The 21,640-nt window shown below is 49.4% G+C and carries 23 protein-coding genes and 5 tRNA genes; 20 read left to right on the top strand and 8 right to left on the bottom strand.

Features of this window, described 5'->3' with window-relative positions; all coding sequences use genetic code 11:
- Positions 1 to 381: 381 nt before the first annotated feature.
- A tRNA-Asp gene (locus DFR47_RS02815) sits at positions 382 to 458 on the bottom strand.
- Between the two features lie 199 nt (positions 459 to 657).
- A tRNA-Asp gene (locus DFR47_RS02810) sits at positions 658 to 734 on the bottom strand.
- Between the two features lie 411 nt (positions 735 to 1,145).
- Here DFR47_RS02810 and DFR47_RS02805 point away from each other — a divergent pair.
- The 12 genes from DFR47_RS02805 (at position 1,146) to DFR47_RS02760 (ending at position 9,526) form a co-directional block, all read left to right on the top strand.
- Positions 1,146 to 1,221: transfer RNA gene (locus tag DFR47_RS02805), tRNA-Val, on the top strand.
- A 98-nt stretch (positions 1,222 to 1,319) separates the two neighbouring features.
- Positions 1,320 to 1,395: transfer RNA gene (locus tag DFR47_RS02800), tRNA-Val, on the top strand.
- A 98-nt stretch (positions 1,396 to 1,493) separates the two neighbouring features.
- Positions 1,494 to 1,569, top strand: a tRNA-Val gene (locus tag DFR47_RS02795).
- A gap of 815 nt (positions 1,570 to 2,384) precedes the next feature.
- The gene (locus DFR47_RS21700) at positions 2,385 to 2,549 is read left to right on the top strand and encodes a hypothetical protein (RefSeq protein ID WP_162930399.1); all 165 of its coding nucleotides are present in this window, start codon (positions 2,385 to 2,387) and stop codon (positions 2,547 to 2,549) included.
- Positions 2,550 to 2,676: 127 nt separating this feature from the next.
- Positions 2,677 to 2,826, top strand: a complete 150-nt coding sequence (locus tag DFR47_RS21965) for a hypothetical protein (RefSeq protein WP_210207248.1) — start codon at positions 2,677 to 2,679, stop codon at positions 2,824 to 2,826.
- A 285-nt stretch (positions 2,827 to 3,111) separates the two neighbouring features.
- Positions 3,112 to 3,333 carry a glutaredoxin-like protein NrdH gene (nrdH, locus tag DFR47_RS02790; RefSeq protein WP_113942857.1) on the top strand — a complete coding sequence of 74 codons (222 nt, stop codon included), beginning with the start codon at positions 3,112 to 3,114 and terminating at the stop codon, positions 3,331 to 3,333.
- A 250-nt stretch (positions 3,334 to 3,583) separates the two neighbouring features.
- Positions 3,584 to 3,994 (top strand): class Ib ribonucleoside-diphosphate reductase assembly flavoprotein NrdI, encoded by a 411-nt coding sequence (nrdI, locus tag DFR47_RS02785; RefSeq protein ID WP_113942856.1) that lies wholly within the window; start codon positions 3,584 to 3,586, stop codon positions 3,992 to 3,994.
- Positions 3,995 to 4,254: 260 nt separating this feature from the next.
- Complete coding sequence (nrdE, locus tag DFR47_RS02780) at positions 4,255 to 6,360, top strand: class 1b ribonucleoside-diphosphate reductase subunit alpha (RefSeq protein WP_210207247.1); 2,106 nt, start codon at positions 4,255 to 4,257, stop codon at positions 6,358 to 6,360.
- A 72-nt stretch (positions 6,361 to 6,432) separates the two neighbouring features.
- Positions 6,433 to 7,407 carry a class 1b ribonucleoside-diphosphate reductase subunit beta gene (nrdF, locus tag DFR47_RS02775; RefSeq protein ID WP_113943208.1) on the top strand — a complete coding sequence of 325 codons (975 nt, stop codon included), beginning with the start codon at positions 6,433 to 6,435 and terminating at the stop codon, positions 7,405 to 7,407.
- Between the two features lie 326 nt (positions 7,408 to 7,733).
- Complete coding sequence (locus DFR47_RS02770) at positions 7,734 to 7,910, top strand: Flp family type IVb pilin (RefSeq protein WP_113942854.1); 177 nt, start codon at positions 7,734 to 7,736, stop codon at positions 7,908 to 7,910.
- Between the two features lie 54 nt (positions 7,911 to 7,964).
- Positions 7,965 to 8,162, top strand: coding sequence for a Flp family type IVb pilin (locus DFR47_RS02765; RefSeq protein WP_342633936.1), 198 nt, complete (start codon positions 7,965 to 7,967; stop codon positions 8,160 to 8,162).
- Between the two features lie 107 nt (positions 8,163 to 8,269).
- Positions 8,270 to 9,526 carry a cytochrome P450 gene (locus DFR47_RS02760; RefSeq protein ID WP_113942853.1) on the top strand — a complete coding sequence of 419 codons (1,257 nt, stop codon included), beginning with the start codon at positions 8,270 to 8,272 and terminating at the stop codon, positions 9,524 to 9,526.
- 57 nt (positions 9,527 to 9,583) lie between these two features.
- Here DFR47_RS02760 and DFR47_RS02755 read toward each other — a convergent pair whose 3' ends face one another.
- From DFR47_RS02755 to DFR47_RS02745, 3 genes are all read right to left on the bottom strand, one after another.
- Complete coding sequence (locus tag DFR47_RS02755; RefSeq protein WP_113942852.1) at positions 9,584 to 9,925, bottom strand: cupin domain-containing protein; 342 nt, start codon at positions 9,923 to 9,925, stop codon at positions 9,584 to 9,586.
- The gene (locus DFR47_RS02750; protein ID WP_113942851.1) at positions 9,925 to 11,211 is read right to left on the bottom strand and encodes an O-acetylhomoserine aminocarboxypropyltransferase; all 1,287 of its coding nucleotides are present in this window, start codon (positions 11,209 to 11,211) and stop codon (positions 9,925 to 9,927) included. The genes DFR47_RS02755 and DFR47_RS02750 overlap by 1 nt, the downstream gene beginning before the upstream one ends.
- A gap of 145 nt (positions 11,212 to 11,356) precedes the next feature.
- Positions 11,357 to 11,773 (bottom strand): CoA-binding protein, encoded by a 417-nt coding sequence (locus DFR47_RS02745; RefSeq protein ID WP_113942850.1) that lies wholly within the window; start codon positions 11,771 to 11,773, stop codon positions 11,357 to 11,359.
- A gap of 458 nt (positions 11,774 to 12,231) precedes the next feature.
- On the opposite strand from DFR47_RS02745, the gene rplM reads away from it, so the two are divergent.
- The 4 genes from rplM to DFR47_RS02725 all read left to right on the top strand — a co-directional run bounded on the left by rplM (position 12,232) and on the right by DFR47_RS02725 (position 14,139).
- Positions 12,232 to 12,696, top strand: coding sequence for a 50S ribosomal protein L13 (gene rplM / locus DFR47_RS02740; protein ID WP_022710805.1), 465 nt, complete (start codon positions 12,232 to 12,234; stop codon positions 12,694 to 12,696).
- On the top strand, positions 12,696 to 13,175 hold the full coding sequence (rpsI, locus tag DFR47_RS02735; protein WP_113942849.1) for a 30S ribosomal protein S9: 480 nt from the start codon (positions 12,696 to 12,698) through the stop codon (positions 13,173 to 13,175). Before rplM ends, rpsI begins: the two co-directional genes overlap by 1 nt.
- A 137-nt stretch (positions 13,176 to 13,312) precedes the next feature.
- Positions 13,313 to 13,672: an antibiotic biosynthesis monooxygenase family protein gene (locus DFR47_RS02730; RefSeq protein ID WP_113942848.1), complete on the top strand. Its 360-nt coding sequence runs from the start codon at positions 13,313 to 13,315 to the stop codon at positions 13,670 to 13,672.
- Complete coding sequence (locus DFR47_RS02725; protein ID WP_113942847.1) at positions 13,669 to 14,139, top strand: GNAT family N-acetyltransferase; 471 nt, start codon at positions 13,669 to 13,671, stop codon at positions 14,137 to 14,139. Before DFR47_RS02730 ends, DFR47_RS02725 begins: the two co-directional genes overlap by 4 nt.
- A 17-nt stretch (positions 14,140 to 14,156) precedes the next feature.
- Here the strand turns inward: DFR47_RS02725 and DFR47_RS02720 are convergent, their stop codons facing one another.
- A complete protein-coding gene (locus DFR47_RS02720; RefSeq protein ID WP_113942846.1) occupies positions 14,157 to 14,504 on the bottom strand; it encodes a hypothetical protein in 348 nt (115 codons plus the stop codon).
- Positions 14,505 to 14,879: 375 nt separating this feature from the next.
- On the opposite strand from DFR47_RS02720, the gene argC reads away from it, so the two are divergent.
- Positions 14,880 to 15,812 carry an N-acetyl-gamma-glutamyl-phosphate reductase gene (gene argC / locus DFR47_RS02715; RefSeq protein ID WP_113942845.1) on the top strand — a complete coding sequence of 311 codons (933 nt, stop codon included), beginning with the start codon at positions 14,880 to 14,882 and terminating at the stop codon, positions 15,810 to 15,812.
- Between the two features lie 6 nt (positions 15,813 to 15,818).
- Positions 15,819 to 16,670, top strand: coding sequence for an aminoglycoside phosphotransferase family protein (locus DFR47_RS02710; RefSeq protein ID WP_113942844.1), 852 nt, complete (start codon positions 15,819 to 15,821; stop codon positions 16,668 to 16,670).
- A 29-nt stretch (positions 16,671 to 16,699) separates the two neighbouring features.
- Here DFR47_RS02710 and DFR47_RS02705 read toward each other — a convergent pair whose 3' ends face one another.
- Entirely contained in the window at positions 16,700 to 17,785 is a 1,086-nt protein-coding gene (locus tag DFR47_RS02705) for a COX15/CtaA family protein (RefSeq protein ID WP_113942843.1), read from the bottom strand.
- Between the two features lie 200 nt (positions 17,786 to 17,985).
- Between DFR47_RS02705 and DFR47_RS02700 the strand changes: the two genes are divergently transcribed.
- Together DFR47_RS02700 and DFR47_RS02695 are read left to right on the top strand one after the other, a co-directional pair.
- Positions 17,986 to 18,198 (top strand): DUF2842 domain-containing protein, encoded by a 213-nt coding sequence (locus DFR47_RS02700; RefSeq protein WP_113942842.1) that lies wholly within the window; start codon positions 17,986 to 17,988, stop codon positions 18,196 to 18,198.
- 3 nt (positions 18,199 to 18,201) lie between these two features.
- Positions 18,202 to 19,344 (top strand): GNAT family N-acetyltransferase, encoded by a 1,143-nt coding sequence (locus DFR47_RS02695; RefSeq protein ID WP_113942841.1) that lies wholly within the window; start codon positions 18,202 to 18,204, stop codon positions 19,342 to 19,344.
- A gap of 13 nt (positions 19,345 to 19,357) precedes the next feature.
- On the opposite strand, the gene DFR47_RS02690 is transcribed toward DFR47_RS02695, so the two are convergent.
- Positions 19,358 to 21,577, bottom strand: coding sequence for a GumC family protein (locus DFR47_RS02690; protein ID WP_113942840.1), 2,220 nt, complete (start codon positions 21,575 to 21,577; stop codon positions 19,358 to 19,360).
- Positions 21,578 to 21,640 lie beyond the last annotated feature (63 nt).

Genomic DNA, 21,640 nt, shown 5'->3' with positions numbered 1-21,640 from the left:
AAAAGAAAACCGCTTCTCTTTATATATAGGGCGACAGAGAAGCCTACCTGAAACACAAACTGCGCAACACAAATCAGCACAGAGCGCCCTCGTCTACCGCAAGGCATCCAACAGGATTCGCACAGTGATATAATGCGCATTGATACGGACCGGCAGTGACGGATACCCCGCACGACAAATCAGCGATTCACAAAGACCAAACACGCGTATTTAAAATGAAACATACAGCAGAACGCAGCCCGACTTTGTGACGTCAGCATTAATGCACCAACAGACACGAAATAAGACGACACAAGCTTGCGCCAATAAACAGAAAGATAATTTGAAAATTGTTGGCGGGGTGCGCCACTTTCTCTGATTTTGATTTTAAAGAAGAGAAAGTGGCGCGAGTGACGGGGCTCGAACCCGCGACCTCCGGCGTGACAGGCCGGCACTCTAACCAACTGAGCTACACCCGCGCAGTACTTCATGTGCTGAAGTGATTTTGTATGTACCCTGATTCATTTTTAAAATCAAAGGGTTTTCTTATAAAATTCACAAATAAATGAAAAAAATTTCATTTAAAAACAAAAGGTTAAATCTGGACGTAAAAGGAGATTGATAAAGCAGGCGAGGTGCGCCACTTTCTCTGATTTCAAATTTTTAAAGAAGAGAAAGTGGCGCGAGTGACGGGGCTCGAACCCGCGACCTCCGGCGTGACAGGCCGGCACTCTAACCAACTGAGCTACACCCGCGCAGTATTTTCAGACTTGATCTGAAAGACCCAAGCTGTTCGCTTGAGGCACCGTGACGTTTCCGTTCGGTATGGGCGCTGTCTAATGGGTTCCCTGTGAACTGTCAAGCGAGGTTTTAAAAGTTTTTCACCGAAAAAGAGATAATTATGGCGAAGCCGTGCTGTTGTGTACTTTATATATATAGGTAACTTTCAGAGCATGATTTTTATACACAAAACCATATAAAAATATGTCTGCCCCTCCCACGTTAAGCGTCTGAATTCAAAGAATCATCCGAAATCCACAGCCGTTCGGATGTCAGATATGTGAATACGTAAAAAATAATGCGGATTTCTGTTTTATTTTGATTCCTCCACTTGCGCTTAGTGAAAGAATTCCGTAAATGACCCTCACAGCCGCTGCAAAGCGAGCGGGCGATTAGCTCAGTTGGTAGAGCGCTTCGTTTACACCGAAGATGTCGGGAGTTCGAGTCTCTCATCGCCCACCATTCATTCTCTGAGAAATCAGTTTAATGAATGAAGTCATCATTATATGTGCTTGTATTGATGATTGATCTAAATTTAGCACAAACCGCTTTTAGCGAGCGGGCGATTAGCTCAGTTGGTAGAGCGCTTCGTTTACACCGAAGATGTCGGGAGTTCGAGTCTCTCATCGCCCACCATTCACTCTCTGAGAAATCAGTTTGCTGAACGAAGTTGTAGATATGTGTGCTCATATTCATGACGGATTTAAATTTAGCACATACCGCTTTTAGCGAGCGGGCGATTAGCTCAGTTGGTAGAGCGCTTCGTTTACACCGAAGATGTCGGGAGTTCGAGTCTCTCATCGCCCACCATTCATCCCCTCCTCTTTAAGACCACCTACTACATATAGTCTGAGCATACTAAATCTATGGTATGTCAGCATTTTCTCATAAATTGATTCACACTAGGTGATATCGGTCGCAAACCGCTATCGCATGACGATAAAATTATTTTGTCTGTCATGGCCAAATAAATTTCAAAAAAAGAATCGCGAGACTGTTCTGCCGCTTTTGTAAAGCAAAGAATCTGCCTGCGAACTGCAAAGATTCAGCCCTAAAAGCGCTTATTTCTTATATATTGCGGATAAGAATCATATGCACCGGCGGCACCCTGCCCTCATGCCGGCTTTTTGCCTTTTGGCCTCTCTCCCGGATATTTATACAGCCCTGTGTATAGCGGGTAAAAATAAATCAGAGACACCATAGGTATTGACGAAAAATTCATAACATATACCATATATAGTGTCTTAAGCAGATCCCACGATTCTGCGACCGCAGATTCGAAACGGCGCTTAAAACGACTTTATCAGGTGCGTTGAATACGGAAATACCGAGTGTAATCCGGATCAGTCACGCCTGTTCTTTGCCGAAAAAGAAGGGATTTGTCCCTTCCGGCCAAGAATCGGAATTTGATGTCAGTCATTTAAGTTCCGGAGCATTGCATAATACACAGGGCCAACCGGTTTTCTGTGTGTATGCCGCGAATGTAAGAAGCCAGAGCGGGCGCAACGAAGAAATGAAATGCGATACGCTCCGGTCATGTTGAAAACGGAAGAAGTGTGACGGGTTGCGTCTATATATAGACAGACCAAAAAATCACACTTTAACAAGGCAACAGGAATCAGGTTGTGCGCAAGGTCAGAGCTGCTTTTCAGGTATCAGGTTACGAACAGGCTGCAGAGTCTGTGTTTCAGAATACCGTATCAGCAGAAAACTCACCGCAGGCATCCGTGTCAGCCACACCAGCCATCCGGGCACAACTGCGTCCGATGGCTTTATATGACCATCCGTAAAACCGGCTCCGGTGCTTCCCGTAAGTTATCCGGATCACCTCTTCTGCCTCTACCGTTCTTCAGTCCGTATCATCAGTTTTTAAAGTACAGCATGCGTTTTGCGGATTAACCGCAGTTTGTGCGGCACATGAAAGGCGCGATTAAAGCGCGCCGTAAATTTCGCCGCCCTTCTGATCGTAAAGGCGGCGAAACCACAGTGCTCGGATTTATCGCCGGTAACAGCCTCAACAGAGGCGCAGCGGCGGGGAATACAGGGAAGCGTCAAACGCACCGTTAGGTGCAAAAAAACAAGCGCACCGTTCTTTGAGGGCAAAAAGCTCCGGAGAACAGAGAATACCGCACCCTAAGGTGCAGAAGCTAAGAGCACCGCGAGGTGCAAAAGAATACGCGCATCGCAAGATGCAAAACAAAGCACCATCCGGTGCAGCCATTGAAGCCCTGCAAAGGGAAACGTAGCCCCCGCTACACTGCCTGCGGCCGGTTCCCAGCGGAACAAGCAACAGACAGACAACATAGAGAAAGCTCTGAAAAATATCAGGGCAGTCAAGAAACGAGGAATCCGATGTCCATTACCGTTTACAGCAAGCCAGCCTGTGTTCAGTGCACCGCCACCTACCGCGCTCTGGAACGTCAGGGAATCGATTTCAACATCATTGATATTTCTGCCGATACAGAAGGCTTCGACACTGTTAAGCGCCTTGGTTACATGCAGGTTCCGGTTGTTGTTGCCGGTGACACCCATTGGGCCGGTTTCCGTCCGGACATGATCAGCGCACTGTCTTAATCAGCAGCGCTGACAATCAGCCTGCGGAGCCAATGCCTTCCCGCGAACTGCCCTGCCCGTCGTCCCTCTGGTAATGACGGGCAGCCATAAGTGGAAGCCAAAACGCCTCAGGCAGATGCCAGAAATCTTACGCCCTCTTCTCTATATGATCTGTATCCGGCAGGCTGAAAAGCCTGAATGATGATCTTATATAAAGAGGGTCTTTGTTTGACTTCAGTTGCCCGCTGAAGCTTTGACATAGGAAGTGGCTATGAGCATGCTCGTCTATTTTTCAAGCGGCACGCAAAATACGCATCGCTTTGTTACCAAAACCGGACTGCCTGCCCTGCGTATCCCGTGCAGCATGAAGGAAGATATTCTGAAGGTTACCCAGCCATTTGTTCTGGTTGTGGCAACCTATGCCGGAGGAGACGGACGCGGCGCGGTGCCTAAACCCGTCATTCGTTTCCTCAATGACAGCTCCAACCGTTCTTTCATCCGCGGCGTCATCGCGGGCGGAAACCGGAATTTCGGCGCCACATATTGCCTTGCAGGGACAGTCATTTCTGAGAAATGTCAGGTACCGTTTCTGTATCGCTACGAACTGGCGGGAACAGATGAGGATGTCATGAAGGTGCGTCACGGTTTGCAACGTTTTTGGCAGCATGCCGAAGCAGCCTGACGCTCTTATTTGAACAAACCGGCGCACTTTTAATGATGGCTATTAAAAATGCGCCGGCAATAAACAGCAGCAATTGAATGGCTGGCCGCTTTAAAAGCAAGGTCAGAAACATGAACTGGTATGCGGATAAAGCCGTATCTTTATTTGCCCGCCCTGAGAGATGAATTGGAAAAACTGTGACGACTCTTGAGCTTGAACGGAAAGACAAAATCAACACAAGCAGTTCAAACAACGGGAGTTCTAACAAGGACACTCCGGCGATGGATTATCATGCACTGAATGCCATGCTGAACCTGTTCGGCCCGAATGGTGAGATCCAGTTTGATATGGATCGTAAAGCCGTTCGCCAGTATTTCCTTCAGCATGTGAACCAGAACACGGTTTTCTTCCACAATCTGGAAGAGAAGCTCGATTATCTGGTCACCCAGAATTATTATGAAAAAGAAGTTCTGGATCTCTACTCTTTCGAGTTCGTGCAGAATCTCTTCAATCTCGCTTATAAAAAGAAATTCCGCTTCCCGACCTTCCTCGGCGCTTTCAAATATTACACCAGCTATACGCTGAAGACATTTGACGGTCTGCGCTATCTGGAACGTTATGAAGACCGCGTCTGCATGGTCGCGCTGGCTCTGGCCGACGGTGACGAAGCTCTGGCGATCTCGATCATGGAAGAAGTGCTGTCCGGCCGTTTCCAGCCAGCGACACCAACCTTCCTCAATGCCGGTAAAAAACAGCGCGGTGAGCTGGTCTCCTGCTTCCTGCTGCGTATGGAAGACAATATGGAATCGATCGGTCGCTCGATCAATTCCGCGCTGCAGCTTTCCAAGCGCGGCGGTGGTGTTGCTTTCTCGCTCACCAATATCCGTGAGCACGGCGCACCGATCAAAATGATCGAGAATCAGTCTTCCGGTATTATTCCGATCATGAAGCTGCTCGAAGATGCCTTCTCCTATGCCAACCAGCTGGGTGCGCGTCAGGGTGCCGGTGCGGTTTATCTTAATGCCCACCATCCGGATATTATGCGCTTCCTCGATACCAAGCGCGAAAATGCCGATGAAAAAATCCGCATTAAAACGCTGTCGCTCGGTGTGGTGATTCCCGACATTACCTTTGAGCTGGCAAGAAATGACGAGGATATGTATCTGTTCTCGCCATATGATGTGGAACGCGTTTACGGTGTACCTTTCACTGAAATCTCGGTTACAGACAAATACCGTGAAATGGTTGATGATGGCCGCATCCGCAAGCAGAAGATCAAGGCTCGTGCTTTCTTCCAGACACTGGCGGAAATTCAGTTTGAATCCGGCTATCCGTACATCATGTTCGAAGATACCGTGAATGCTGCCAATCCGATTGCCGGCCGCATTACCATGAGCAATCTCTGCTCGGAAATTCTGCAGGTCAGCGAAGCCAGCGTCTATAAGGACGATCTGAACTACGAACATATCGGTAAGGACATTTCCTGCAACCTCGGCTCGCTCAATATTGCGATGACCATGGATAGCCCGGATTTCGGCAAAACTGTTGAAACGTCGATCCGTGCGCTGACTGCTGTGTCGGATATGAGCAAGATCGTTTCTGTGCCATCAATTGCCCGCGGCAATGATGAATCACACGCGATTGGCCTTGGTCAGATGAACCTGCACGGCTATCTGGCACGCGAGCGTATTTACTACGGCTCAGAAGAAGGCGTGGATTTCACCAATATCTACTTCTACACCGTGGCCTATCACGCGATTAAAGCGTCCAACCGCATTGCGATGGATCGCAAATCAAGCTTTGTCGGCTTTGAAGATTCGAAATATGCCGACGGCACATTCTTCGACAAATATACAAGCAAGGTCTGGGAACCGGAAACTGCCCGTGTTCGTGAACTGTTTGAAACCGCAGGCGTTGCGATTCCAACACAGGCAGACTGGGAAGAATTGCGCAAATCAGTGATGGCGCATGGTATGTATAACCGTAACCTTCAGGCTGTTCCGCCGACAGGTTCGATTTCCTACATCAATAACTCGACCTCTTCGATCCATCCGATTGCATCCAAGATTGAGATTCGCAAGGAAGGTAAGATCGGCCGCGTTTATTACCCTGCTCCGTTCATGAACAATGATAATCTCGATTATTATCAGGATGCTTATGAAATCGGCGCTGAAAAGATCATCGACACCTATGCAGCGGCAACGCAGCATGTGGATCAGGGCCTGTCCCTCACCTTGTTCTTCCGTGATACCGCAACAACACGCGATATCAACAAGGCGCAGATTTATGCATGGCGCAAGGGAATCAAAACGATCTACTATATCCGCCTGCGCCAGATGGCTCTGGAAGGCACACAGGTAGAAGGCTGCGTTTCCTGCACCCTGTAATCATCGTCACGTTTGAAAAAGCACCGTCTGTCTGCGACAGACGGTCTTCTCCTCACACATTCAGAGCTTAAAATGAACGCCCAACCTAAACTGATCTGCGCCACGAAAGCCGTTAACTGGAACCGTATCGAAGACGATAAAGACCTCGAAGTATGGAACCGCCTGACCGGTAACTTCTGGCTGCCTGAAAAAGTGCCGCTATCCAACGATATTCCTTCCTGGGGCACGCTCACACCGGCAGAAAAAACACTGACCATTCGTGTTTTCACCGGCCTGACCCTGCTCGACACCATTCAGAACACCATCGGCTCAATTTGCCTGATGCCGGATGCGGTAACACCGCATGAAGAAGCTGTTCTGTCGAATATCAGCTTTATGGAAGCAGTTCATGCCCGCTCCTATTCCTCGATCTTCTCTACTCTGTGCTCAACTCCGGATGTGGATGATGCCTATCGCTGGAGTGAAGAAAACCCACATCTGCAGCGCAAAGCCGCTCTGATCGTCAATGAATATAAATCTGATGATCCGATGAAGCGTAAAATCGCCAGTGTTTATCTGGAAAGCTTCCTGTTCTATTCCGGCTTCTATCTGCCGATGTACTGGTCGAGCCGTGCGAAACTCACCAATACCGCTGATCTTATCCGCCTGATTATTCGCGATGAAGCCGTGCATGGTTATTATATCGGCTATAAATATCAGCTCGCTTTGGAAAAAGAGAGCGAAGAGCGCAAGCAGGAGCTAAAGGATTTTGCCTTTGCTATGCTGCTTGATCTCTATGATGTTGAGACCAAATATACGGAAGCGCTGTATGACGGCACCGGCCTGACCGAAGACGTCAAAAAATTCCTGCATTATAATGCGAACAAAGCACTGATGAATCTCGGTTATGAATCATTATTCCCGAGCACAGTTACCAATGTTAATCCGGCGATCCTGTCTTCACTCTCCCCGAATGCTGATGAGAATCATGACTTCTTCTCCGGTTCCGGCTCCAGCTATGTGATCGGTAAAGCGGTTGCAACTGAAGACGACGATTGGGATTTTTAATATATTCTTCAAATAAAGAAGAAAATTCATCTGAAAATACTTCTTTTGCGAACATAAAAAATAAACAAGCCCCTGAGCCGACAAACCGGTTCAGGGGTTTGTTTATTTCAGGGAGTTTTTTAACGCGTTGAAATCAATATAATATCCAGCGTTATCAATTTACGTAATTGAGCAAAGCCTTCTAAATAGCAGCAAATTATTAAGCAAGAACAACACTTAATTTTCATTTACTATGTAATTTAAGTCTTGAAAAACAATCTGTGCGCTATAAGTCGTGACAGGTCATCAAGACCATAACAAATAAAGAACTATCTGGAGTTAAGGCAATGAAAGCAATTTTCAAACGTTTCCGTAAAAATGAAGACGGCGCAACAGCAATCGAATACGGCCTGATCGCAGCTTTGGTTGCTGTGGCTCTTATTGCTGCTCTCACATTATTGGGTACCGATTTGGCTGCATTGTTTGGTACAGTATCCACTGAGCTTCAAAACGCGACCAAGTAATAATACTAAAAACAGATCGTCTGGCTACAAGCCAGACGATCTTCACATAAAGCAATGTTTCCGATTGAAATGAAGGTCATTTTAAAATTGAAGATCTTCTTGAAAACACAATCAGGCGCAACCTCTATTGAATACGGGCTGATCGTTGGATTCATTGCCCTAATACTTATGATTTTTCTTATTTCCATAAGCACTTCAGTTAAAGAGCCATTGAATGAAGCTGGAAAAGTATTAGCAGACGCCAACAATTAACCGTCTCATTTGTATTCTCTGCAAGCGCGCTTTGTCACGCTCCAAATCTCCCTCATCTGCTTCTATAGTCGCATACTCAATCTGAATAGCAATGCGATGAAAGCCTGATGAATCACATACCAAACGCCCCTGTAAAACCTGACTATCTCCATTTTGATCCTGCGACCCGCCACGTGCGTATTGATCCGCACCAGCCGGAATTTGTGCAGAATCCCTATACGGCCTATGCGTGGCTGCATAACAATGCGCGGGTGTTTTTCTGGGAAGATTACGGTTTCTGGTGCTTTGCCGGTTACGACGATATCAACAAGCTATTCCGCGACCGCCGTTTTGGCCGTGAAGAACCAGGCGGTTATCGCGCCAATGCAATCAATCGCGAACATCTCAAAGATTTTGACGGCGTTGAGCGTCACTCCATGCTGGAGATCGAGCCGCCGGTACATACCCGCCTGCGCACCCTCGTCAACCGTGCTTTCGTCTCCCGTCAGGTTGAACGCCTGCGCCCGCGTATTGAAAAGCTCGCTAATGAGCTGATTGACGGTTTTGAACACCAAGGTCATGTCGACCTGATGCCTGCTTTCGCCACCCCTATTCCGGTAGTGGTGATTGCCGAAATGCTCGGTGTGCCGACTGACAACGCCCCGCAACTGCTCGACTGGTCGCATCGCATGGTCAACATGTATATGCACAATGCGACGCGTGAAGTGGAAGACAGTGCTAATCAGGCGGCCAAAGAGTTTTCCGATTATTTGCGTGACTACGCTGCCCAGCGCCGTAAAAATCCGGGTGATGATCTGCTAAGCCTGTTGCTCGCCGCAGAAGAAAATGGTGCCAAGCTCTCGGAAGATGAGTTGATCACCACTTGTATCCTGCTGCTCAATGCCGGACATGAAGCAACGGTCAACCAGACCGGCAATGCGGTTAAGAGCATTCTGCAAAGCGGTCTGGATCATCGCACCCTGTTTGCAACGCCGGAATCAACCGCTGCTACGGTTGAGGAAAGCCTGCGCTTTGATGCTCCGCTGCATATGTTCACTCGCTATGCCTATAATGAGACTGAAATTGTCGAAGGCGTAACGCTCAAAGCCGGTGAACAGCTTGGCCTGTTGCTGGGTTCCGGCAACCACGATTATCTGGCTTTTGAGCAGCCGGATCGCTTCTGGCCGGAACGTCCGGATCAGAAGAATGTTTCTTTCGGAGCCGGGATCCATTTCTGTATCGGTGCACCGCTGGCACGTCTGGAAATGCAGGTATCACTGGCGACATTGTTCAAACGCCTGCCAAATATCCGCTTTGCCGAGCCGCCGCTCTATGGCGACACCTATCACTTCCACGGTATGCAAAGCCTGAAACTGGAATGGTAAAAACAAAAACGCCGCGTCTATCAAGACGCGGCGTTTTCTATTTCAGACAATATAAGTTTAAAGCTTTATCACATAGGTTTTACGAGTTGTTTCAATCACTTCCCACGTGCCTTTAAAGCCCGGTCTGATGATAAAACTATCGCCTGCCCGTAAGGTGACCGGCTCTTTGCCTTCTTCCGTCACCACAGACACACCGCTGATCAACTGGAAGAACTCCCACTCATCATAAGCGACATGCCACTTGCCTTCAGTCGCCTCCCAGATACCGGCATAAAGCCCGTCTGAGGTCTCCTCCGCATTCCATGTTCTGAACTGCGGATTACCGGAAATGATACGCCCTTCTGCAGGCGCACCAAGTTCCGGTTCAGACATTGTATTTACAGGCAGCAACAGCGACATCAGGCGATCTTTGCCAGAGCCTGTTCAAGATCAGCGATAATATCGTCAGCATCTTCAATGCCGATCGACAAACGCACCACTTCCGGCCCTGCACCGGCAGCAACTTTCTGCTCATCTGTCAATTGGCGATGGGTGGTGGATGCCGGATGGATAACCAGCGAGCGGGTATCACCGATATTTGCCAGCAGTGAGAACAGTTCCAGCGAGTTCGCAAATGTCTTACCGGCTTCATAGCCGCCCTTCAGACCGAAGGTGAAAACCGCGCCGCCGCCTTTAGGCGAATATTTCTGCTGCAGAGCATGATATTTGTCGGTTGGCAGACCGGCATAACGCACCCATGAAACTTTCTCGTGCTTTTCCAGCCACTGAGCCACTTTCAGCGCATTGTCGCAATGGCGTTGAATACGCAGCGGCAGAGTTTCAATACCCGCCAGAATCTGGAACGAGTTGAACGGAGAAATCGCCGGACCAAAATCGCGCAAACCAAGTGTGCGTGCTGCAATGGCAAAAGCAATATTGCCGAAAGTTTTGTGCAGTTCTGCACCGGCATATTCAGGACGTGGTTCGCTCAGCATCGGGTAATTGCCGGATTTCGACCAGTCGAAAGTACCGCCATCGACCAGAATACCGCCCATAGAATTGCCATGACCGCCGATGAATTTGGTCAGCGAATGCACAACAATATCTGCACCATGTTCAATTGGGCGGATCAGATATGGCGACGCCATTGTATTATCAACGATCAGCGGCAGACCATGCTTATGTGCAATTTCCGCAATAGCAGCGATATCAACAACGATACCGCCCGGATTGGCCAGACTTTCAATGAAAATCGCACGAGTTTTGTCGTCGATCTGTTTCTCAAAGCTGGAAACATCATCCACATCACCCCAGCGCACTTCCCAGCCGAAAGACTTGAAGGCATTGCCGAACTGATTGATCGAACCGCCGTAAAGCTTGTTCGCAGCAACAAAATTGTCGCCGGTACGCAGCAGATTGTGGAATACCAGCAACTGTGCAGCATGGCCGGATGCGGTGGCAACAGCTGCTGTACCGCCTTCAAGCGCTGCAACGCGCTCTTCCAGAACGGCTGTGGTCGGGTTAGTCAGGCGGGTATAGATATTGCCGAATGCCTGCAGGCCGAACAGTGCGGCAGCATGATCAACATCATCAAAAACATAAGATGCGGTCTGATAAATCGGCGTGGTGCGGGCACCGGTTGTCGGGTCCGGCTTGGCGCCTGCATGGATGGCAAGGGTATCAAAACCGGGGCTGCGCTTAGACATTCTCTACTCCCAAAATAAAAACTTTGGGACAGGTTAGGATTTTACTTCCCCACAAGCAAAGAAAAAGATTCCACTTAACGCTATAATTCACGCAAACTATTATCTTTTTCCGTTTCGCGCAGACACCGGCTACCGATAAATCTGTTTATGCTCCGATCAGGCGCTGATGCTGTTGTTTGGTGCACATATTGGTCACCACCTGCATCCCCGCAGCGCGCGCTTTGGCTTCCGCTCCTTCATGGCTGATTTCAAGCTGCAACCACAAAACATCAGGCTGTGTTTTCAGCGCCAGAATTTCGTCCACAATGGCAGGCACTGCGTTAGAAGCACGGAAAACATCAACAATTTCGATCTTTTCCGGAATATCTGCCAGTGAAGCATAAACGGCCTGACCAAGTATCTGTTTGCCCGCCTGCCCCGGATTAACCGGAATAACTTTATAACCATGCTCCAGCAGATATTTCATGACACCAAAGCTCGGACGATCTTCATTCGGAGAAGCCCCGACCAGCGCAATGACATGTTTGGTCTGCAGGATAGATTTTACTTGTTCATCATTCATGGAACTCTCCGTTTTCATGCTCGGTTATGTGAAAGCTAATCTAGAGCGTGTTGCGTTTAATCGTACCCACTGCGCTCGCTCTAGATTCTTTGTGATTATCGCATGTTCGCCAACGCTAATGAATACATTTAGCTGCGACATGCTTTAGGTTCTTATCGGCAGCAATTAAAGAGTCACGTCTATATAGTGCCTATCAAAGGGTAAAACCGGCGATAATTAATAGGGTAACATATTACCGCATTTTTAAATCATTGATTTTAAACATTTATTTCAAAATAACGCCATTTCACTGCACTTGACGTGTTTCCAGCAGCACTGTATTGCACAGCCAGAAAGCGTGCATCTGTCAAAGATGGGCGGTTTTCATTTGTTACGAGCAGATTTCTGCCGGAACACAAGCAACAAAAAAAGCCTTGCTCCAGTCTCTGTTGCAAGGATTATTTCCAAGGATAACTTCAATGGCAACTTTTTCCCAGAAGCCAGCAGAAGTGGTGAAGAAGTGGATCCTGATCGACGCTGAAGGCGTTGTTCTCGGTCGTCTCGCTTCTCAGGTCGCCAACATTCTGCGCGGTAAGAACAAACCAACCTTTACTCCACACGTTGACGACGGTGACAATGTCATCATCATCAATGCGGACAAGGTAGTTCTGACCGGCAAGAAGTACACCGACAAGGTTTACTACTGGCACACTGGCCACCCAGGCGGTATTAAAGAACGTACAGCTCGTCAGATCCTCGAAGGCCGTTTCCCTGAACGCGTCGTTGAGAAGGCGATTGAACGTATGGTTCCGCGCGGTCCGCTCGGCCGTCGTCAGATGAAAAACCTGCGCGTTTATGCAGGCGCTGACCACCAGCACGAAGCACAGCAGCCAGAAGTCCTCGACATCGGCGCTTTGAACAGCAAAAATAAGAGGAACGCATAATGGCTGAGCAGCTCAACTCGCTCGAAGAACTTGGCACAGTTGCAGCAGTTGCTGCTCCTGAAGCTCCGGTTCACGTTAAAAAAGTCGACGCTCTCGGACGTTCTTATGCGACCGGTAAGCGTAAAGATGCGATTGCACGCGTTTGGGTAAAGCCAGGCACAGGCAAGATCATCGTAAACGGCAAAGAGTTCAATGCATACTTTGCTCGTCCGGTTCTGCAGATGGTTCTGCAGCAGCCAATCGTTGCAGCAAACCGCGCTGGTCAGTTTGACATCATCGCGACTGTTGCTGGCGGTGGTCTGTCCGGTCAGGCCGGTGCAGTTCGTCACGGCATTTCAAAAGCTCTGACTTACTACGAACCAGCTCTGCGCGCAGTCCTCAAGAAGGGCGGCTTCCTGACACGCGACAGCCGTGTTGTAGAACGTAAGAAATACGGTAAGGCGAAAGCCCGTCGTAGCTTCCAGTTCTCCAAGCGCTAATCTTTTATCGCTTACGAACGACAGAAAAGCGGATCTTCGGATCCGCTTTTTTTTATTTCATGCGACAGAGTAGCGGCTGTCAGCTGTAATGCTTGGTCTTTATGCTTTCACATCACCAAGCCTCAGGATTCTGTTTCATGCATAATCACTCTCCCTTCGCCACCCTTCCCACTGCACCTTATTATGTTGTAGCTTTCTCATCCCAACGCACTGCGGATGATGATACAGGCTATGTCGAGATGGCCGATCACATGGTTGAACTGGCAGAAAAGCAGGACGGTTTTCTCGGCGTCGAGAGCGTGCGGGATGCAAGCGGCTTCGGCATTACCAATTCTTACTGGCGTGATGAGGAAAGCATTCGTAACTGGAAGCGCAATATCGATCATCTTGCCGCGCAGAAGCAAGGCCGTGCTATGTGGTATGAAACCTATGCTTTGCGCATTGCCCGTGTTGAGCGCGCTTACGGCTTTCATGCTGAAAGCTCTAAAACCAAATGACAGCTCATAACTTCACATTGAAGCGTTTAGACCTGCCTGAAATGGCGCAGGCTTCCCGCATTCATCGGGCATCATTTGATGATCGTCTGCCGTGGCTTAAAGGGCTGCATACACCGCAAGAAGATCAATGGTTCTATGAAAACTGTATCTTTCCGCAATGTGAGGTCTGGACAGCCTTTGCACCTGAAATGGCTGGCATTATCGCCTTTAAAACAGGATGGATTGAGCAGCTTTATATTTTGCCTGAGTTTCAGGGGCGCGGCATCGGCAGCACCCTGCTTAAACAAGCACAGCAGACATTATCGCACCTGCAACTATGGACATTCCAGCGCAATATTCAGGCGCAGAAATTCTACGGGAAGCACGGCTTTACGGCAATCGATCAAACTGACGGTCATGACAATGAAGAAAAGGAACCGGATATTCTTTTTGAATGGCGAAAATCCGGTTCTGAATATACCATATAACTCAGACTCGGTTATTTCTAACCATCTGTCTGCGCAACTCCCAGAACTCCCTGCGCGGCTTCTTTTTCCGCATGCCATTCAGCTATATTGCAACATAGCAGTCCTAAAAATGGATCAAAAAAGAGATAATCTTCCTCTCCATCTGGGGTAAAAGTATAGAAAACATCGTCAACAAGAGACCATGTGCCTATTATCTCGCCATCTTTTGTAATGACATCACCACTCTCAACTTCACCATATCCATCTAATAAAACCTTCCAATAATGCGGTATGAACATCTCTTCTCTCAAAGCTTGAATGTCTACTGGCAAAAGCGTGAATGATCTCTGCTCTGAATGGAAGACGGAGCGAAAGAAATTCTGCATACAGTGTCACTAAATGCATATATGTTTTTCTTGCTATCAGCTTGCGTAGTGTTGCTTCAGCGCAACACCACGCAAGCCTCATTTTGTTAAAAATACAGTTTTGAGCGCAACCGAAAACAATTATGATTCCCTATTCACACTAGCTTCAATACTGGCTGTAAAAACATCTACAGAACACAATAATGTATAATGTCTGCAGCCACTACATTGCAGGCAGAAAAGTTGCCATGCATTATCCGATATATCCGGCCAGAGATCTGGCTGGATATCTGGCCGAAAAAGATAGTACCTGACATAATGAATCAACTGCTTTACAGGTTGATTCATCAAAAATCTCTAACCGCATGAATTCTCTACCTATAAGGCAAAATTCAAATGAAACCGAAAATCTTTATTGACGGCGAACATGGCACAACGGGTCTGCAGATCCGCACACGTCTTGCCGGTCGCACTGATCTGGAAATCCTGTCTATTCCGGAAGAAGAGCGACGTAATAAAGACCTGCGCGCTGATCTGCTGCGCTCGGCTGACATTGCTATTCTCTGCCTGCCGGATGATGCCTCGCGTGAGGCTGTCATTCTGCTTGAAGGTCATGCCACCCGTATTATCGACACGTCCACGGCACACCGCACGCATTCCAGCTGGGTCTATGGCTTTGCAGAGCTGGAAGCTTTGCAGGCACAGCGCATCCGTGAAGCACGTCTGGTAGCCAATCCGGGCTGCTATCCGACCGGCGCAATTTCGCTGATCCGCCCGCTGCGCGATGCAGGGCTGATGAACAGCGACTATCCGGTAACTGTGAATGCTGTCTCCGGCTATACCGGCGGCGGCAAACAGATGATTACCCAGATGGAAGATGTGAACCATCCGGAACATATGACGGAAAACAACTTCCTCTATGGTCTGAACCTCAAACATAAACACCTGCCGGAAATGCAGATGTATGGCAAACTCGACCATGCGCCGATTTTTGCCCCAAGTGTCGGTCGTTTCCCGCAGGGGATGATCGTGCAGGTTCCGGTCTATCTTGACCACCTCAAAGGCAAGCCGACACTGGCAGATGTGCATAAGGAGCTCACCGCTCATTATTCCGGCCAGAAGGTTGTGCGTGTTGTCCCTCTGGAAGAGAGTACTGCAATGGCGCGCGTCGATGCGGAAATGCTGGCTGATACAGACGGCATGAACCTCTTCGTCTTCGGTTCAGAAGGTGGCAAGCAGATCAATCTGGTGGCTGTGCTGGATAATCTCGGCAAAGGTGCATCAGGTGCAGCTGTGCAGAATATGAACCTGATGCTCGGTTTGAGCTAAGCCATTATGCAACAGTTGCAAGTGACGTCGCCGGAGTTTCCGGCACATTGGCAGATTACCTCTGCAACACTGCTGGCTGACACCAATTCCAGCCATATCTGGAAAGCAACAATCACCGGAGAGGAGAACTCTCCGGTGATTGTGAAAATACTAAAACCTGCAGGTCATGAAGAGCTGCGTGGCGCTTATTATATGCGTGAGCGCGATGGTCATGGCGCTATCCGGCTTCTCGACCTCCGGCTTGATCCCACCATGATGCTGCTGGAATATGCCGGTGATTATGATCTCAAAGCGCATCTGGATGCCGGACATGATGCGGAAACAATCCGTATCGCTGCAGATGTGATCCGTGTTCTGCACAGTCCCTCCGGTCAGGTGCTGCCGTCTGAATTGCAGCCTCTGCGCAAGCATTTCAAAAGCCTGTTTGATCTGGCTAATGCCGCGCAGGACATCTACGCCGATGCAGCCGGACTGGCATTGCATTTGCTCAATCAACCGCATGAGATCATCGCTCTGCATGGCGATCTGCATCATGAGAACATTATTCAAAGTTCGCGTGGCTGGCTGGCTATTGATCCGCACGGACTGTGCGGCGATGCAGCCTTTGACTGTGCCAATCTGTTTTACAACCCGCTTGATCGCGATGATCTCTGCCTTGACGGGCGCAGAGCACTGGCTATGGCTGAGATTTTCTCAGAAACTATCGGCAAGCCTGCATCCTATATTCTCGATTATGCCTTTTGCTATGGCTGCCTCTCGGCTGCATGGCACCGCGAGGACGGCAATGATGCGGACGAAGCGCGGGAACTGAAAATAGCATCCGCATTGCGCAAACTACGCCTTGAAACTTGCCCATAAAAAAGCCCGCATTTTGCGGGCTTCTTGTTTTAAGCGTGGCGCACGGCATAGGCGCCTTTGCAGGCACGCCAGTGCGCAACAGCAAAGCTTAGCACCACCAGAGCAAAGCCCTGATGCGCCAGCCCCCACTCAATCGGCACCATGGTCAGCAAGGCGACGATGCCGATCGCTGCCTGCATCAGAATCAGGCCAAGCAGCACCACAGAGCGCCGTGCATGGGTTGTGCCGGAAGCATAGCGATGAGTTTGCACAACATGCAGCACTGCAAGCACCAGAACCGTATAGGCAAACATGCGGTGAATGAACTGCACGGTTTTCGGGTTCTCAAACAGGTTGCGCCAATAAGGCTGGTTGGTGAACAGATCAGACGGAATAATTGCGCCATCCATCAGCGGCCATGTATTATAGGTCAGGCCGGCATGAAGCCCCGCAACCAGACCACCGAGATAAATCTGCACCAGAACCGCGAAAACCAGCCATCCGGCAAAGCGTTGCACATTTTTCTGCGCTGGTTTTTCCGTATATTCAGCCAGTCCCCGCGCCACATAGAACACCGCAACAATGATGATACAGGCCATTGTAAGATGCACGGCCAAACGATACTGGCTCACAGATGTCAGCACGCTCAGACCTGATGCCACCATCCACCAGCCGATTGCGCCCTGCAGACCGCCGAGAGCCAGAATACCCAGCATCCGTGCTTTCAAACCATCCTGCAAACGACCTGTTACCCAGAAGAAAATCAGCGGAATTGCTACCAGAAAGCCGACAAAGCGCGCCAGCATACGATGCGCCCATTCCCACCAGAAAATGAACTGGAACTCTTCCAGTGCCATACCTTTGTTGATCTGCTGATATTGCGGAATCTGGCGGTATTTATCGAACTCCTCAAGCCATTCCGCATGATTAAGCGGCGGAATAACACCGTGAATCGGCTTCCATTCGGTAATCGACAGGCCAGAACCGGTCATACGCGTTGCGCCGCCCACCATAACAATGGCAATCAGCACCACAAACACCGCATAGAGCCACCACCGCACCAGTTTACGGTTCTTATCGTGGTTAGCACTGACCGGCTGTTGTTTTGCCGGTAATGCGGCATAATCTGTGATCATCAATTCTGCTCCGCCTGAATTCCGCCCTGCAATTACATGCCGCATGAGCCCCATGAATACAAGCCAACAGCGCGCGACACGCAGACGCTGTTTTTAGTTCCCACGTCAATTTACGGTGACCTCGCGGTTATCAACAATGGATTAAAACATTTCAGATTTAAATCTGTCTGGTGTATGAGTGGGGAGACGGAGTGAGAAATATGCCTGTACGCCTGAAAAAACTGATCGGAACTTTTCTGCTTGTTGTGCTGATTGCAGTCTATGCACTGCTGGCGACCATTATTGCGGTTGCTCATCTCGGCCAGTCTTCAGTCTGGGTGCAGCTCGCCTATTTCTTCTTCACCGGTTTCCTTTGGATTCTTCCGGCAATGTATCTGCTGTGGTGGATGGTTCAGCCACCCAAAACCCGCTAAACCATGTTTCAAACGGTCTGTCTCACCAAGCTGGCTAATGCTTTACCGCTCTGGAGCAGCAATGATGCGACTGTGCATGGTATTGCTCAATCAGCACTCTGGACAAAGCTCTGGCAGCTACACGTCAACCCTGACTGCTTAGTGCTGGCGCTGTTTATTGATAACAGTCCTGCGCTGCTATTGCCGCTTGAAGTCATCAAACAAAAACAACAGATCATTGCCCGCTTTGCCGGCGGTTCTCACGCCAATTGCAATTTCCCTGTGCTGTTTCCGGCTTTAGCCAGTCAAATCACGGCTGAACATATCTCTGCATTGATTACCTGCCTGAAGGAAGCGCGGCCGGATATTGCCCTGCTCTCGCTTACCCGTCAGATGGAAAACTGGTTGGGCTTCAGCAATCCGTTGCTGAGCTTGCGTCATCAGCTTAATCCGAATCCCGCACTGACCGCGTCTCTGCCGAATAGTTTTGATCTTGTACTTGAGCGCAGCAATGCATCGCGCAAACGCAAAAAACATCGTCAGCATGCACGCCGCTATGATGAAGCCGGTGCATGGCGCATCTATACCGCCGTCACACCTGAAGAAAACATCGCCGCCTACGATGCTTTTTATGCCATGAAAAGCCAGCGCTTTGCCAATCAGGGTATTGCCAATAGTTTTACCGGTGATGCCCTGACAGGCTTCTTCCGCGATCTTTTTGCTGCCCCTGAAAATGACGATGCAAGGCAATATCGCCTGCATGTGCTCGAGGTCGCGGATAAACCGCGCGCCGTGATCGGCTGCTCTTACTGGCAAAGTCCTGAAACGGTATCTGCGTCTATAAAGCGCGGCCTGACAGTTGAGTTCGGTGCTTTTGCCGATGATGATCTGGTAACAGCCAGCCCCGGCGATTTCCTGTTCTACGAGGCCATAATCAAAGCGATTGATGAAGGGCTGGATTATTTCAGCTTCGGCATTGGTGAAGAAAAATATAAACGCGACTGGTGCGATATTGAGCAGCCGCTCTATGACAGCCATATTGCGCTGACATTTGGCGGGCGTTTGAGCGCAACCTTCAATCAACTGCGCTCCGGTCTTGTCTATCGCATTAAAACCAATCGCCATCTCTGGCCACTGGTTAAAAAGCTAAGGCAGAAGCTTCGCTAAACGCCCTAAATTCTCAAGAATGCGGAACCATCAAGATGGTCACATCTTCCTGACCGGCCTCATGGAAAGCCAACGCGGTTTGCGCAACAGTCTGATCTTCACTATCGAACACATTCATCACGAAAAGCGATGCATCGCTATCGAGATTAAGTGCCTGTTCAGCCGTTGATGCACCGATTTCCACCAGAACGAAATCATAAGCCGTTTCCAGTGCTTCAAAAATCACCGGCAGACGTTCGGCTTGTACCATTGCAGCTTTCGGATCAGAAAGGCCGGTCGGAATAACATCGGCATCCGAATAAAGATCACCGTGAATAATATCGGTAAACTGCTTCACATTAAGCAGGAGATCGGTAATGCCCGCCGGTTTATTGCCATCCAGCATCGCCTGACTGATCGCACCGGTGCCGCTCATATCCACCAGCAGCACACGCAGACTGCGGTCTGCCAATTCACGCAGCAAATGTACACTGCCCGCAGAACCGGCATCACCTTCCGGCGAAATCAGAATAATGCGACGGCGCTCCTGCAACATCAAACGGCTGGCGATTGCAGCAACACCATTCGGCGCATAAATATCATCGGTTTCAGCAACAACTTCATCTGCACCATTTTCGGACACAGTGTAGCTGTCATAAATACGCTGAATGGTTTCGACATCAATTTCTGGACGGGCCATTTGTCGCTCAATCATCTCATTATTCGCTACGGCAGGCTCAGAGACCGGCTGCGCAATCAGTTTATTATCAATTTGTGCGGTTTTATTATGTGCAGGAGTAAAGTTTTCTGCGATGCGATTATCTTCATCACCCCAGATATTTTGTCCCCTGACAGTTCTGACAGGATTTCTGGTCAAAGCACGACCACTGAAAAGCTCACGCAGCAGCACAAAAACCGACAATAACAACAAGCCCGCAACAAAGCTCATGCTGACCATCGGCAGAACCTTAGGGAAATAAGGTTCACCGGCTACGGTTGCATCAGAGAATATCCGTGCATCCGCAGGCTGATCCGTCCGGTCTACACGGCTGGAAGCCTCGCGGAAACGCGCCAGATAAGTCTGCAGCAGATCGCGTTGTGCTGCTGCTTCACGCTCAAGTGCCCGCAACTCAACTTCCTTGCTGCCAGCTTCGGCAGCCTGTGCTTTGAGGCGGTTCAGCTCTCGGGTCTGCTCCTGCTCAAGGCTGCGGGCAGTATTCACCTCATTATCGAGGCTCTTGAGAATCGTATTGCCTTCTTGCCGGATCTGCCGGTCAAGATCAGCCAATTGTGCACGCAAGCCCTGCAAACGCGGATGCCCGTCCAGCAATGTGGTCGACAGATTGGCAATCTCAGCCATCAATGCACCACGGCGCTCATTGAGCTGCTGCATAATGCCTGAGGACATCACCTCCGGCAGACTATTGACCGGCACACCTTTTTTCAAGGCTGCGCGGATGCTTTCAGCTTTGGCTTCACTCGCCGCACGCTGCGCCTTTAGGCGAGAGAGTTCCGATGAGATATCGGACATCTGCTGCGTCGCAAGTGATGTATTACCACTGGTATTGAGGAGATCTGTTGCTGCGCGAAAGTCTGCGATCTTACTTTCAGCCTCACGCACTTTTTTGGTCAGCTGGTCGATTTCCGGTGCCAGCCAGCCTGTTGCATCGCCCGTCAACTGACGTTTGGCGGCAACCTGCATGGCAATATATTCATTGGCAATTTTATTGGCAACATCCGCAGCAATCTGGGGATTTTTCGCAGCAAATTCAACGACGATAACCCGTGATCCGGTTACTGCATAAATCTGCAAATTCTCGCGCATACGGGTGAGCACCTGCTCGGATGCGGGAATAGTACGCGGATCAGGGCGTAATCCGAGCATAACCAGCACCTGCTTTACCGGTGACATGGTTTTCGGATAAAATTCCGCATAATCAGCAAGTTTGAGATCAGTCGCGACCTTTGCCAGAACCTGCGCGGAGCCGACAAGCTCGACCTGAGATTTGACAGCCTCGGCATCGAGCAACGGACGATCATTCTCTGATCCGGCATTCGGGCGTGTAAAGACCGATTCACGTGTTTCAATAAGAATGCGCGCTTCAGACCGGTAATAAGGCGTCAGGAATTGCGCCACGCCCCATGTCAGCACAGCAAATAAGACAGCTCCCAGCACAATAAACAGCCAGTTGCGTTTCAGAGCAGCAAACAGTGCTCCGATATCAATATCCGCATTTTCCGCTGTATCGCGCATAACTGAACCGACCCCAATACTCCTGAACAGAGCTGACATGGTAAATCGTCAAGGTAACTATAG

The organism is Pseudochrobactrum asaccharolyticum, assembly GCF_003314995.1.
Lineage (GTDB): Bacteria > Pseudomonadota > Alphaproteobacteria > Rhizobiales > Rhizobiaceae > Pseudochrobactrum > Pseudochrobactrum asaccharolyticum.
Note: the sequence above shows the minus strand (reverse complement) of the source record. Positions and strands in the feature narration are given on the sequence as shown.

Bases quoted from the DNA above. Each gene is read 5' to 3' on its own strand.
- DFR47_RS21965 (WP_210207248.1), top strand. From the start codon at position 2,677: ATGAAAGGCGCGATTAAAGCGCGCCGTAAATTTCGCCGCCCTTCTGAT.
- nrdH (WP_113942857.1), top strand. From the start codon at position 3,112: ATGTCCATTACCGTTTACAGCAAGCCAGCCTGTGTTCAGTGCACCGCC.
- nrdI (WP_113942856.1), top strand. From the start codon at position 3,584: ATGAGCATGCTCGTCTATTTTTCAAGCGGCACGCAAAATACGCATCGC.
- nrdE (WP_210207247.1), top strand. From the start codon at position 4,255: ATGGATTATCATGCACTGAATGCCATGCTGAACCTGTTCGGCCCGAAT.
- nrdF (WP_113943208.1), top strand. From the start codon at position 6,433: ATGAACGCCCAACCTAAACTGATCTGCGCCACGAAAGCCGTTAACTGG.
- DFR47_RS02770 (WP_113942854.1), top strand. From the start codon at position 7,734: ATGAAAGCAATTTTCAAACGTTTCCGTAAAAATGAAGACGGCGCAACA.
- DFR47_RS02765 (WP_342633936.1), top strand. From the start codon at position 7,965: ATGTTTCCGATTGAAATGAAGGTCATTTTAAAATTGAAGATCTTCTTG.
- DFR47_RS02760 (WP_113942853.1), top strand. From the start codon at position 8,270: ATGAATCACATACCAAACGCCCCTGTAAAACCTGACTATCTCCATTTT.
- DFR47_RS02755 (WP_113942852.1), bottom strand. From the start codon at position 9,925: ATGTCGCTGTTGCTGCCTGTAAATACAATGTCTGAACCGGAACTTGGT.
- DFR47_RS02750 (WP_113942851.1), bottom strand. From the start codon at position 11,211: ATGTCTAAGCGCAGCCCCGGTTTTGATACCCTTGCCATCCATGCAGGC.
- DFR47_RS02745 (WP_113942850.1), bottom strand. From the start codon at position 11,773: ATGAATGATGAACAAGTAAAATCTATCCTGCAGACCAAACATGTCATT.
- rplM (WP_022710805.1), top strand. From the start codon at position 12,232: ATGGCAACTTTTTCCCAGAAGCCAGCAGAAGTGGTGAAGAAGTGGATC.
- rpsI (WP_113942849.1), top strand. From the start codon at position 12,696: ATGGCTGAGCAGCTCAACTCGCTCGAAGAACTTGGCACAGTTGCAGCA.
- DFR47_RS02730 (WP_113942848.1), top strand. From the start codon at position 13,313: ATGCATAATCACTCTCCCTTCGCCACCCTTCCCACTGCACCTTATTAT.
- DFR47_RS02725 (WP_113942847.1), top strand. From the start codon at position 13,669: ATGACAGCTCATAACTTCACATTGAAGCGTTTAGACCTGCCTGAAATG.
- DFR47_RS02720 (WP_113942846.1), bottom strand. From the start codon at position 14,504: ATGCAGAATTTCTTTCGCTCCGTCTTCCATTCAGAGCAGAGATCATTC.
- argC (WP_113942845.1), top strand. From the start codon at position 14,880: ATGAAACCGAAAATCTTTATTGACGGCGAACATGGCACAACGGGTCTG.
- DFR47_RS02710 (WP_113942844.1), top strand. From the start codon at position 15,819: ATGCAACAGTTGCAAGTGACGTCGCCGGAGTTTCCGGCACATTGGCAG.
- DFR47_RS02705 (WP_113942843.1), bottom strand. From the start codon at position 17,785: ATGATCACAGATTATGCCGCATTACCGGCAAAACAACAGCCGGTCAGT.
- DFR47_RS02700 (WP_113942842.1), top strand. From the start codon at position 17,986: ATGCCTGTACGCCTGAAAAAACTGATCGGAACTTTTCTGCTTGTTGTG.
- DFR47_RS02695 (WP_113942841.1), top strand. From the start codon at position 18,202: ATGTTTCAAACGGTCTGTCTCACCAAGCTGGCTAATGCTTTACCGCTC.
- DFR47_RS02690 (WP_113942840.1), bottom strand. From the start codon at position 21,577: ATGCGCGATACAGCGGAAAATGCGGATATTGATATCGGAGCACTGTTT.